Origin of the sequence: Hymenobacter plasmatis (assembly GCF_020711255.1) — a bacterium.
Taxonomy (GTDB): Bacteria; Bacteroidota; Bacteroidia; order Cytophagales; family Hymenobacteraceae; genus Hymenobacter.
This window is the reverse complement of record NZ_JAJFAW010000023.1, coordinates 29781-40474: the sequence shown is the minus strand read 5'-3', so window position 1 is coordinate 40474 and position 10694 is coordinate 29781. Positions and strand designations below refer to the sequence as shown.

The following is a 10694-nucleotide window of genomic DNA, read 5'->3' as shown; positions in this document are numbered from 1 at the left end:
TACTTATACCCCGGCGGCTATGGCTGTGGCGCCGCCGACTGTCCGAGCACGGCATCCAGCTCTTCCGTTGTGGGCAGGCTGCGGCGCAGTTCGGCGGGTAAAGCGCGGGTGAGCTGCCATTCGGCCACCCCAATCGGCTGGCTCAGGCCGCGCAACGCGTACTCGGCCACTACCCGGTTCTGGCTCTTGCACAGCACCAGCCCGATGGTGGGCTGGTCACTTGGGTGGCGCAGCAGGTCATCAGCCGCCGACAGGTAGAAGTTCATTTTGCCGCTGTCCTCGGGCTTGAACTCGCTCATCTTCAGGTCGATGATGACGAAGCACCGCAGCTTGAGGTGATAAAACACCAGGTCCAGGTAGTTGTCCTGCCCGCCGACTTCCAGATGGTACTGGCTGCCCACCAGCGCAAAGCCCTTGCCCAGCTCCAGCAGAAACGAGCGCACGTGCTCCAGCAGGCCCTTTTCTAAATCCCGTTCCTGCGCCTCGGCTCCCAGGGAGAGGAAGTCGAACGTGTACGGGTCTTTCAAAATATGCTGCGCCAGCTCCGACTGCGGCGCGGGCAGCGTTCGGCTGAAGTTGCTCACCGCCCGCCCTTGCCGGTGGTAGAGGCTGCTCTCCACCTGCGCGGCCAGCACGTTGCGGCTCCAGCCATTTTCAATCGTCTGATGCACGTACCATGCACGCTCGGCCGGGTCCGCTACCTTGTCCAGCAGGCGCACGTTATGACCCCACGGAATTTGTGCAACAAGCTGTTGCACAATTAACGCATCCAGCCAGGCCTGCGCAAAAGCCCTCATGTACTTAAGATTACGGGGCGAAAAGCCCGACGCCTCCGGGAATTCCTGGCGCAAATCCTGCGCCAGCTGGTCAATTACTTTAGCGCCCCAACCTTGCTGGTGCTGGCGCTGCAGAATTTGGTCGCCAATGCGCCAGTACAGCTGCACCAATTCCGAGTTCACCGCCAGCGCCGCCCGCACTTGGGTTTCGCGGATGTGTCGCTTCAATTCCGCCAGGAACTGCGGATAATCAGACGGCAACGAAAGAGTAGACATGCAGCGAAGGTAAAGTCAACGAAGAGAAGCCTCAACAGGCCCGTCCATTTCGCCATGAGGCCCGCAAAGCCAACATAAAAAAGGCCAGCCCCCAAGCGGGAGCTGGCCTTTTCATCCTACTGGTAAGTAGCGCGGCTACACGTCAATGCCATACGACCCTTCGGTGAAGAGGCCTGTGGCCGTGCGGCCATCGGCCAGGTGCACGGTAAAGGGCTGGCCGGCGTACCGGTCGGCAAACGTCACCTTGGCGGTCATCGGGTCCTCCACGAATACGAACAGGTACATGTCCACCGGCGTGGAGCTGCCGCTGTAGAGCGGGGCAAAGTCCAGGCTCACGCCCGGTGCCGATTCAATGGTCACGCCCGCCAGCGTCCCGTTCGGGCCGGCCAGCGTTACCTGCCCCGCTACCGTCCCGTCAACCACGGGGGTGGGCACTACCGGCGGGACGTCCACCAAGGGGGCGGGCTCCGCCGGGGCCGGGGACTGCTGGATTACGACCGGCGGGGCCACCACGACCGGGGGCGCGTCGGCCACCGGCGCCGCGGGGTCCACCACTTCCCCGAACAGGACATCAGAGGTCAACACTGCGCCGCCGTTGCCGTCCACGATGGCGTTAAAGAATTGCACTTCCTCGCCCGGGGTGCTGGCGGCCAGGCTCGTGCCGAGCAAGCCGGGCAGGCCCGCGGTGCGCAGGTCGTGCACCAGCAGCGTTTCGGTCGAGACGTCCACGCCGTAGAGCAGGTTAATCCGGTCCACGCGCGCTTTGGCATCGGCCGCGCCCGCCAGGGCCGCGCCGAGGGCCGTGGCGTATTTGCGCACCCGGCCGTCGTAGCGGGCGCGCAGCTTGAGCGCCGTTTTCAGGCGCTTGTCCGCTTGTTTTTGATAGGCGGTTCTTGAAAGCATTAGAAAGAGAGAATTAGAAGTAAAACCAAGAGAAACCGGGGCCAAGCCCCACCCAAACGGCCGGCGCTGGTCGGCGCCGGCCGCGTACCCTAGCCGCTGGCCTTACGCCACGTAGGCGATGGCCAGCGGGTTTGTGGCGTTGTTGTTGAGCGGGTAGAGTTTCCCGTTCAGCGACTGGTAGAAGTTGACGCCCAGCACGGCCATCACCACATCGTCGGCCGTCGGGGCCGTGGGCAGCGTGGCCACCAGCGCCTGGTCGGCCATGGTGGCCGCGCTGAGCGCCTGCGTGCCAAAGGGGGCCGCTACCGTGCCGGCCTCGTAGGTGCCGGTTTCAAAGTTCATCGTCGCCACCCCGTAGAGCAGCTCGAAGTGCGTGGCGCCCTGCGGGGCCACTAGGTCGGTGGCCGGGTTCAGGCGGGGCACTGTCAGGGTCACGTCTGCCCCGGCTGTGGCCACCGCGAAGGGGAAGAACAGGCTTTGGCCCAGGCCCGCGCCGCTGTTGAAGTCGAAGCCGAGCAGGCCGCCGACGTTGTCCTTGTCCACCACCCGCTCGCCGCGGTCGTTGGCTTCGTCCAGGCCCACGATTTGGCGCACGCGCTGGGTGAGCCGGCTCACCATGCGCGCGTCGGAGGCCGTGGCGATGAGCGACCGGAAGGCCGAGCGGATGAGCTTGCCGCCGGTGGCCGCGCGGCCGAATTCCGACGCGTTTTCGCGGGTGCGGGCCAGCGAGGCCGCCGAGGCGAAGGCGGCTTTGTTGGAGGCGGGTTTCTGACGGACCGTGCCGTTTTTGGCGAAGACAAGGCCGCCCACCGTGCCTTGCAACCCCAGGATGCCATTTTGAGAGGCCATGAGAAGAGGAAATAAAAGTTGGAGATAAAACCCGGCTGCTTGCATTTGTGCGACATTGCTACCAGGTGCAGCCCACCCCGTAACGCCGCTTGTTTTGCGCATTAAAAGACCGCCACAGCTTGGGCGGCACGGGCTGGCTCACCCCGCATTTCCACAGGCCGCGCCGCCCCTGCAGGGCCGCCGCTTGCTGCGCGGCCCGCCCCGCTATCCGATGGTTTGGGTCCCAGGCCCACGCCCAGCCGCGCACCACCAGCAGCGAATCCAGCGCCAGCGCCGGTTTGCCCGCCACCGGCAGGCGCACCGCGCCCAGGGTCCGTCCGTACAGGTCCACGCCGTGCCGCGTAAGCAGCACCAGCTGCGCCGGCCACAGCAGCCGCGCCACCGAGTCCGTTGCCAGCTTACCGAAAGGCTGGTCCCGCTCCGGTGCATCCACGCCCAGCAGCCGCACCCGGCGCACCAGGCCGCCGGCCAGCACGTCGTAGGTGTCGCCGTCCACCACCCGCACCACGCGCACCGTTTCCGTCACGAGCGGCGGACCAGCAGCTACCGTATAGGTTAACCCGTTGGCAGGGCGCTCATGTGCCGGGCCCGTGCAGCTTTGCGGGGCAAACGTCAAGGCCCCAACGGCCGCCACGCCACTTCCCGCCAAAAGCAGGAGCACCCGGGCACTTGTCCGCACCAGCTGTAAAAGTTTCATGATACGAACCTACGGGCCCTTCTTAGGGGTTGTATATTCGCCTAGCCAACTATACCCCACAGATACCAACTATGTCCCAGGTTTGCATTTATCCCAAGGAAGCAGCGGCCGTCACCGGCAACGGTTACCAGGCCGGCAAGCGCCTGCTGCAGCGCATCCGGGTGCAGCTCGGCAAGCCCAGCCGCGCCCTGGTTTCCATCCAGGAGTTTTGCGCGTACACCCACCTGCCCGAACAGGAAGTGCGCGCCGCCCTCGCCCGCAGTTAGAGCATGGTCCCCCCGTGTCTGAAGCGTAGGAGCAGCCACTATCCGGCTATCTCGTCCGACGATAGCGGCAAGGTTCCGTGTTCATTATTTTCGGGTGTTCACTACTAGTGAACGGCGTAAAAAAATGAACACGCTTCAAAGCCCACGCCAAAGCACTGATTCAGCTGTCCACTAAAAAGCCCGGCCTGGTACAACCAAGCCGGGCTTTTTCCTGCATAACACTCGCTACGTAGCCTACGCCACTGCTGTCTCAATCACACAAACCGGGTTGGGCACCGCCGCCGGCACTGGCAGTGCAGTCCCTTCCCATATCCGCCGCATCTCCTGGTGCTGGAAGTCTTCCACCACCTTGGCATAGAGCATCGTGGTTTGAATCTTGGCGTGGCCCAGCACCTTCTGCAGCACGGCCACCGGCAGCCCGCGCATCAGCGAGAGCACCGCGAAGGTGTGCCGCGCCGTGTGCATGCTAACCAGCTCGTGCTTGGGCTGCTGCCGCTTCACCACCTTGCCCTCCTCAACGGTCACCACTTCCACCATTTCCCGCAACCCCGCCAGCTGCGCAATGCGCTTCAGGTTGCGGTTCATCACCTGGTTCGACGTCGACGGCAGCAGGTGGGCCCGCGTCCCTTCGTATTTGTCGAGCAATGCTGCCGCGGGGGGCGTGAGGTAAATGCTCACTGCCGTGCGCGTCTTGGTCTGCGTCAGCCGCAGGATGCGGCTCCCGTCCCAGTTTTTTACGTTGGCCTTGCTCAACTCCGTCAAATCTGAGTGGCGCAACCCAGTGTAGCAGCAGAACAAAAAGGCATCCCGCGTCGCCACCAGGGAGGAGGGAAGCATGGCATTTTCCAGTAAGGTCAGCTCCGCGGCGCTCAGGTAGACCTTTTCCACGTCCGTCCACTTGATTTTCATTTCCCGCGCTTCCACGGCTACCGGCATCCGCCGGTCTTCGCGCACGTAGCGTAAAAAGGCCTTCACGTGCTTCACCGTCTTGCACACCGTATTCTGTGCCAGCTTCCGCGTCCCGCGCAGGTAAGCCAGAAACTTGTCGTGGGTGGCCAGGTCGTAATCCCCGAGCTGCAGCCGCTTCTTCAGCGACTTTTCCAGCCCTTTCAGGTGAACCAGCGTCGACGCCACTGACTCCAGCGACTGTGCCAGGTTGCCGCGGGCCAGCAGCGCCGCCTGATAGTCCACGTAAAGGTCCGTCAGCCAAAACACCGGTACTTCCGCTTCGGCCACGGGCGTGGCCACGACGGGCGGCGCTAATACCGCCTTCAATACTTCGGGCGTAATAACCGCGCCGGCGGCTCGCAGCTGCCGGTAGTGGGCGTGCAACCGGTCGCACAACGACTGCAAATATTCGTTGGCTTCCTGTGCCCCGGCAAAGCTGCGCCGAAACTGGTTGCGCTCGGCGTGCCACTCCGTGGCCAGGCAGCGCTCCCGTGTAGCGAAGCGCAGCCGCTGGTTATCAAAGTAAGCCCGCAGGTGAATGGTGCAGCGCCCCGCTGCGTCCGGGCGGTCGGTCCGCCGTTCAAACGTAATGGTCATCGGAAAAAGGGTTTAGTGGGAGAGATGCTTTTGGGGCCGCCGCTGGGGGCGGCAGTGGGGGCGCATATGCTCCTAAACCGGACTTTATTTCCGAAACCGTCCAAAAACAAAAAACCCTAAAAACCGCTTCTGAGAACAGATATGCGACTTTTAGGGGTCTCCGTATGCAAACGGTAGCGGTCTGGACGGGACTCGAACCCGCGACCTCCGCCGTGACAGGGCGGCATTCTAACCAACTGAACTACCAAACCGTTTGCCGGACGAAAAACGCGACTGTTTTCCGTTTTGGTGATGCAAAGGTAGGGGATAAAAACAACGGCCTGCAAGCCCAGGGTTAAAGTTTTTCTAAAAACGGGGGGGCGGGGAAGGTTGTATGTTGTTTTTCAGGCTCATTAATTTTTGTGGGTTGCCGCTGCGGCGGATGTTTTACCTTTGCCATTCGCCCGGTGAACGGCATTTGTTAACAGTGAGGTTGCAGGTTTGTGCCCCGGCCAGCCCGCAACCCGCATTCACCAGTCATTCTTTCTGTCTTTCCATTCGAAATATTCCTAAGTCCATGCTCCTCGATTTTGAACAACCCATTGCTGCCCTCGAAGGCAAGCTTCTCGAAATGCAAAAGCTGGCCGACGAGAGCGACGTCGACGTGAGCGAAGCCGTGGTGGCGCTGCAAGCCAAAATCAAGGCCCTCAAAAAGGAAACCTACGCCAACCTCACCCGCTGGCAGCGTGTGCAGCTTTCGCGCCACCCCGACCGCCCGCAAATGCTGGACTACATTGGCGGGATGGTCGACAAGTTTGTGGAGCTGCACGGCGACCGAACCGTTGGCGACGATAAGGCCATGGTAGGTGGCTTGGGCGAGCTGGATGGCCATTCCGTGATGTTTATCGGCCAGCAGAAGGGGCACAATACCAAGGAGCGGCAGTTTCGCAACTTCGGCATGGCCAACCCCGAGGGCTACCGCAAAGCCTTGCGCCTGATGAAGCTGGCTGAGAAATTCAACGTGCCCATCGTGACCTTGATTGACACCATGGGGGCGTTTCCGGGCCTGGAAGCGGAGGAGCGCGGGCAGGGCGAAGCTATTGCCCGCAATCTCAAGGAGATGTTCATGCTCAAGGTGCCGGTTATCTGCATCATCATTGGCGAAGGAGCCTCGGGCGGCGCTTTGGGTATCGCCATCGGCGACCGGGTGTTGATGCTGGAAAACACTTGGTATTCAGTTATTTCGCCTGAATCCTGCAGCAGCATTCTGTGGCGCACCTGGGATTATAAGGAGCAGGCCGCCGAGGCGCTCAAGCTCACGGCCATCGACATGCACAAGGCGGGCTTGGTCGATGGCATTGTGAAGGAGCCGCTAGGCGGGGCCCATACGGCGCCCGAGCAGATGATTGAAATCCTGAAAAACACGCTGCTCAAGACCATGAAGGAATTGGGCGCTATTCCGGCAGAAGACCGTATTAGCCAGCGCATTGATAAGTTCTCGGCGATGGGCGTAGTGGTGGAGTAAAATCAGTAAGCAGTTATCAGTGAGCAATGAACAGTGTCGTTCGGTAAACTCCTGGCAACTGCACACTGCTCACTGATAATTGTTCACTGACCTATGACCATCCATACCATCGACACCGGCTTATTCAAACTCGACGGCGGCGCCATGTTTGGCGTGGTACCCAAGAGCATGTGGCAGAAGCTCAACCCGCCCGATGCCAACAACATGTGCACCTGGGCCATGCGCTGCCTGCTCATTGAGGATGGCAGCCGGCTGCTGCTGATTGATAACGGTATCGGGGAGAAGCAGGATGAGAAGTTTCGCGGCCACTTCTACCTGCACGGCGACGATACGCTGGAGAAATCGTTGCGCAAGTTGGGCTACACCAGCACTGATATTACCGACGTTTTCCTGACGCACCTGCACTTCGACCACTGCGGCGGTTCGGTGCAGCGCCGGCCCGATGGCGCCCTGCAGCTGGCATTCCCTCATGCTACATATTGGAGCAATGAGGCGCACTGGGATTGGGCCGTGACGCCTAATCCTCGCGAGAAGGCCAGCTTCCTGAAGGAGAATATTCTGCCGATTCAGGAAAGCGGGCACTTGAAATTTGTGGACCTGAAAGGGGGCGCGCCCCACACGCTGCCGCAGTTCCGCGAAATCATCATGGCCGACGGGCACACCGAGAAAATGATGGTGCCGGTGATGGAGTATAAAGGCCGCACGCTGGCTTTCATGGCCGATTTGCTGCCCAGCGCGGGCCACGTGCCGCTGCCCTATGTGATGAGCTACGATGTGCGCCCGCTCATCACGATGACCGAGAAGGAAGCCGTGCTGCGCCGCGCTGCCGAAGAAAACTGGGTGTTGCTGCTCGAGCACGACCCCACTAACGAAGCCTGCACCGTGCAGCTCACCGAAAAAGGCCTGCGCCTGGGCGATACCCTGCGGCTGGCCGATTTATAAGGCCATAATTAGTTGTTTGCGGCTGGTTTTGCGTAACGCGCAGCAGCGGCAGTGCCAGCCCGGTGGCGGCGCGGCCGCCAAGCGCTTATTAATCAAACATAAACATCACAATGGCCCAGTTGGGTTTGGCTTTCTCGGGGGGCGGGGCGCGTGGGATTGCGCATTTGGGTGTGCTGGCAGCCCTCGATGAGCTGCAACTGCCCGTGGCACAGCTGGCCGGAGTGAGCTCGGGGGCCATTGCCAGTGTGTTTTATGCGGCTGGTTTTGCGCCCCGGGAGATACTGCGGCTGCTGCTGGCCACCAATGTCTTTCGCCTGACACGGCCGGCCTTTAGCCGGTATGGGCTGCTGCATCTCGATGCGGTGTCGCAGCTGATAGCACGGAAATTGGGCGCCACCGTCAATTTTGAGGACCTGAGCCGGCCCCTTACGCTGGTGGCCACCGACCTCATGGCCGGTGAGTCGGTTTACTTTAATACAGGGCCGCTGTTGCCGCCACTGCTGGCTTCGTCGGCGGTGCCGATTGTGTACCGGCCGGTGGAGTATCAGGGGCGGCAATTGGTGGATGGCGGCCTGCTTAACAACCTTCCAGTTGAGCCGTTGCTGGGAAAAGACGACCTGCGCGTGGTGGGTGTACACTGCAACCCCATCAACACTGAAGCTCACATTCCGAACTTTCGCCGGCTAGTGGAGCGCACCCTGCACCTGGCCATCAATGCCAACACGGCCTCGCGCAAAGGACTGTGCGATTTGCTTTTAGAGCCGCCTGAACTCCGGCATTTTCGGCCCTTGAGCTACAAGCGCGGGCCGGAGCTTTTCGAAATAGGGTACCGCTACACGCTGAACCAAGCCGAGGCCCTGCAGGCGCTGCTGTAAGGTTAGCGCCACGCTTGGTGGCCAATAAGCCATATTTGTAGCTCAGTAGTGCGTAATGCCGCCACTGCTCCGGCCGCTGATTCCCTCATTCACCTCCACCGTATCCCAATGCCCGCCCGCAAAAGCTCTACATTCTGGTATTACGCCGCCAAATTCGTGTTTTGGGTTTCGGGCTGGAAATTGGGCCAAATTGCCAACCCGGAAATCAAGAAAAGCATGATGATTGCGGCCCCGCACACCAGCAACTGGGACCTCATTCTGGCGCGGGCGGCGTTTTACCTCATGGACGTGGAAGTGCGCTTTACCGTGAAAAAGGAGTGGACCGAACACTGGCTGCTGGGGGGGATGGTTCGGGCCGTGGGCGCCCTGCCCGTAGACCGCAGCAAGAATAATAGCCTCGTAGATAGCATGGTAAAGCTGTTTGATGAGCACGACGAACTGGTCATCCTCATCACGCCGGAAGGCACCCGCAGCTACCAGCCGCGCTGGCGCAAGGGCTACTATTTTGCAGCGCTGGGCGCCCACGTTCCCATTCGGTTGGGCTACCTCGATTATGGGAAAAAAGAGGCCGGCATTGGCGAAGCCGTTTACCCAACGGGCGACTACGAGGCCGATGAAGAAAAAATCAAGGCGTTTTACCGCACCAAAACCGGCCGTTTTCCGGAGAAGGGCGTGCGGTAGCCCCTGCCTGATTTGGCGCCGTCGCTTACCTTCCGGCCATGGATAAGGTAGTCACGCTGCTCTGGATACTTTTTGCCCTCGGAGCCTTTGTGTTCCGGCTGATAATGAAAGCGCAGGAGACCAGCGCCCGGGAAAGTCGCGAACGGCCCACTCGCCCCGGTGGGGCCGTGCCCGAGCTGCCCACGGCCACGTTCCAGGAGATGCTGCGGCAGATGCAGGCGCGCAACGCTGCTGAGCCAGGTAGCCAGCCCACGCCGGCTACACCCCAGCCCACCGTGCTCCGCACGCCCGGCGGGCGCCTGATGCCGCGCGAACTGGCGCGGCCCACCCGGTCGCAGGAGCGGACCGAGATTCGGCCGGCGTCGTTGGAAGCGCCCGCTATGGCCCGCCTGCGCAATGCGCCCGCTCCGGTTGCCCGCCGGTCTTCCTCGCTGCCCCGGGCTTCGGCCCAAGCCCCAATGGAGGCCAGCCGGCCCACTGTGGTCGTGCTGCCCGAGCAGCCTCTCAATGAAACCGTGCGCCAAATGCTGCGGCAGCCCGATGGGGTGCGCACGGCTTTTGTGCTCAGCGAAATCTTTCAGCGCAAGTACTAGCGCGGGCTAGTCCTGGGTGAGGGCATACGCCACCAGGTTGGCGCCCATGCGCAGGGCCGCGTCGTGAATGGCGGGGGAGTCTTCGGGGTAGGTGCCCACGTCTTCCCAGCCGTTGCCCAGGTCGCATTCGTAGCTGTAGAAGCACACCAGCCGGCCTTTGTAAATCAAGCCGAAGCCCTGGGCCCGCTTGCCGTCGTGCTCGTGCACTTTGGGCAGGCCGCGGGGGAAGGCAAACTTCTGGTGGTAAATGGGGTGTGAGTACGGCAGCTCCACAAATTCCAGCTCCGGAAATACCTTTTTCATCTCGGGACGGATGAATTTGTCCAGCCCGTAATTGTCGTCGATGTGCAGAAAGCCGCCTCCGGTGAGGTAGCGGCGCAGGTTCTTGGCCTCGGCGGCGGTGAAGGTGACGTTGCCGTGCCCGGTCATGTGCACGAAGGGGTAGGTGAGCAGCTCGGGCGCGTCCAGCTCCACGGTGGCTTCTTCGGGCGCGATGTTGGTTTTCAGGGTCTGGTTACAGAACTGAATCAGGTTCGGCAGCGAGGTTTTGTTGGCGTACCAGTCGCCGCCGCCGCCATAGTGCAGCTTCGCGATTTTGAAGCTGGAGGTAGCCGGGCCAGCCGACGTGCTGAAGAGCAAAGCAGCAAAAAGGAACAGGTTTTTGAGCATGGCGGAGGGCATGGAATAAAATCAGCCTTTGGTAAAGTAAAAGCGGGAGCCGCAAAGTTGGTTCCCAAACTGCGGGGGCTGACGAAATCCGTATGCCAAGGCTAATTCTGGGCTGCGC

12 protein-coding genes and 1 tRNA gene are annotated in these 10694 nt (G+C 61.5%); 6 read left to right on the top strand and 7 right to left on the bottom strand.

The features are described from left to right. Positions 1-17 precede the first annotated feature (17 nt). The 4 genes from LJ738_RS15930 to LJ738_RS15915 form a co-directional block, all read right to left on the bottom strand. Positions 18-1052, bottom strand: a complete 1035-nt coding sequence (locus LJ738_RS15930) for a PDDEXK nuclease domain-containing protein (protein WP_227787380.1) — start codon at positions 1050-1052, stop codon at positions 18-20. Between the two features lie 135 nt (positions 1053-1187). After that, on the bottom strand, positions 1188-1955 hold the full coding sequence (locus LJ738_RS15925; RefSeq protein WP_227787379.1) for a hypothetical protein: 768 nt from the start codon (positions 1953-1955) through the stop codon (positions 1188-1190). Positions 1956-2057: 102 nt separating this feature from the next. Then, positions 2058-2804, bottom strand: a complete 747-nt coding sequence (locus LJ738_RS15920) for a hypothetical protein (protein ID WP_227787378.1) — start codon at positions 2802-2804, stop codon at positions 2058-2060. Between the two features lie 58 nt (positions 2805-2862). Further along, positions 2863-3501: a thermonuclease family protein gene (locus tag LJ738_RS15915; RefSeq protein WP_227787377.1), complete on the bottom strand. Its 639-nt coding sequence runs from the start codon at positions 3499-3501 to the stop codon at positions 2863-2865. Between the two features lie 71 nt (positions 3502-3572). On the opposite strand from LJ738_RS15915, the gene LJ738_RS15910 reads away from it, so the two are divergent. Further along, a complete protein-coding gene (locus tag LJ738_RS15910; RefSeq protein ID WP_035560018.1) occupies positions 3573-3767 on the top strand; it encodes a hypothetical protein in 195 nt (64 codons plus the stop codon). Positions 3768-4001: 234 nt separating this feature from the next. Here LJ738_RS15910 and LJ738_RS15905 read toward each other — a convergent pair whose 3' ends face one another. Together LJ738_RS15905 and LJ738_RS15900 are read right to left on the bottom strand one after the other, a co-directional pair. Further along, positions 4002-5312, bottom strand: coding sequence for a site-specific integrase (locus tag LJ738_RS15905; RefSeq protein WP_227787376.1), 1311 nt, complete (start codon positions 5310-5312; stop codon positions 4002-4004). A gap of 177 nt (positions 5313-5489) precedes the next feature. Beyond that, positions 5490-5563, bottom strand: a tRNA-Asp gene (locus LJ738_RS15900). A gap of 305 nt (positions 5564-5868) precedes the next feature. Between LJ738_RS15900 and LJ738_RS15895 the strand changes: the two genes are divergently transcribed. The 5 genes from LJ738_RS15895 to LJ738_RS15875 all read left to right on the top strand — a co-directional run bounded on the left by LJ738_RS15895 (position 5869) and on the right by LJ738_RS15875 (position 9907). Then, positions 5869-6816 (top strand): acetyl-CoA carboxylase carboxyltransferase subunit alpha, encoded by a 948-nt coding sequence (locus tag LJ738_RS15895; RefSeq protein WP_227787375.1) that lies wholly within the window; start codon positions 5869-5871, stop codon positions 6814-6816. A gap of 93 nt (positions 6817-6909) precedes the next feature. Then, positions 6910-7758: an MBL fold metallo-hydrolase gene (locus LJ738_RS15890; RefSeq protein ID WP_227787374.1), complete on the top strand. Its 849-nt coding sequence runs from the start codon at positions 6910-6912 to the stop codon at positions 7756-7758. A 110-nt stretch (positions 7759-7868) separates the two neighbouring features. Beyond that, positions 7869-8633 carry a patatin-like phospholipase family protein gene (locus LJ738_RS15885; protein WP_068195434.1) on the top strand — a complete coding sequence of 255 codons (765 nt, stop codon included), beginning with the start codon at positions 7869-7871 and terminating at the stop codon, positions 8631-8633. Between the two features lie 108 nt (positions 8634-8741). Beyond that, positions 8742-9314 (top strand): 1-acyl-sn-glycerol-3-phosphate acyltransferase, encoded by a 573-nt coding sequence (locus LJ738_RS15880; protein ID WP_227787373.1) that lies wholly within the window; start codon positions 8742-8744, stop codon positions 9312-9314. Between the two features lie 38 nt (positions 9315-9352). Continuing rightward, positions 9353-9907, top strand: coding sequence for a hypothetical protein (locus tag LJ738_RS15875; protein ID WP_227787372.1), 555 nt, complete (start codon positions 9353-9355; stop codon positions 9905-9907). Between the two features lie 6 nt (positions 9908-9913). Here the strand turns inward: LJ738_RS15875 and LJ738_RS15870 are convergent, their stop codons facing one another. Further along, the gene (locus tag LJ738_RS15870; protein ID WP_068198726.1) at positions 9914-10576 is read right to left on the bottom strand and encodes a DUF4159 domain-containing protein; all 663 of its coding nucleotides are present in this window, start codon (positions 10574-10576) and stop codon (positions 9914-9916) included. Between the last annotated feature and the right edge of the window lie 118 nt (positions 10577-10694).

What these genes read in the sequence shown, in the direction of transcription:
- LJ738_RS15930 (WP_227787380.1), bottom strand. Translation starts at nt 1,052, where the DNA reads ATGTCTACTCTTTCGTTGCCGTCTGATTATCCGCAGTTCCTGGCGGAA.
- LJ738_RS15925 (WP_227787379.1), bottom strand. Translation starts at nt 1,955, where the DNA reads ATGCTTTCAAGAACCGCCTATCAAAAACAAGCGGACAAGCGCCTGAAA.
- LJ738_RS15920 (WP_227787378.1), bottom strand. Translation starts at nt 2,804, where the DNA reads ATGGCCTCTCAAAATGGCATCCTGGGGTTGCAAGGCACGGTGGGCGGC.
- LJ738_RS15915 (WP_227787377.1), bottom strand. Translation starts at nt 3,501, where the DNA reads ATGAAACTTTTACAGCTGGTGCGGACAAGTGCCCGGGTGCTCCTGCTT.
- LJ738_RS15910 (WP_035560018.1), top strand. Translation starts at nt 3,573, where the DNA reads ATGTCCCAGGTTTGCATTTATCCCAAGGAAGCAGCGGCCGTCACCGGC.
- LJ738_RS15905 (WP_227787376.1), bottom strand. Translation starts at nt 5,312, where the DNA reads ATGACCATTACGTTTGAACGGCGGACCGACCGCCCGGACGCAGCGGGG.
- LJ738_RS15895 (WP_227787375.1), top strand. Translation starts at nt 5,869, where the DNA reads ATGCTCCTCGATTTTGAACAACCCATTGCTGCCCTCGAAGGCAAGCTT.
- LJ738_RS15890 (WP_227787374.1), top strand. Translation starts at nt 6,910, where the DNA reads ATGACCATCCATACCATCGACACCGGCTTATTCAAACTCGACGGCGGC.
- LJ738_RS15885 (WP_068195434.1), top strand. Translation starts at nt 7,869, where the DNA reads ATGGCCCAGTTGGGTTTGGCTTTCTCGGGGGGCGGGGCGCGTGGGATT.
- LJ738_RS15880 (WP_227787373.1), top strand. Translation starts at nt 8,742, where the DNA reads ATGCCCGCCCGCAAAAGCTCTACATTCTGGTATTACGCCGCCAAATTC.
- LJ738_RS15875 (WP_227787372.1), top strand. Translation starts at nt 9,353, where the DNA reads ATGGATAAGGTAGTCACGCTGCTCTGGATACTTTTTGCCCTCGGAGCC.
- LJ738_RS15870 (WP_068198726.1), bottom strand. Translation starts at nt 10,576, where the DNA reads ATGCTCAAAAACCTGTTCCTTTTTGCTGCTTTGCTCTTCAGCACGTCG.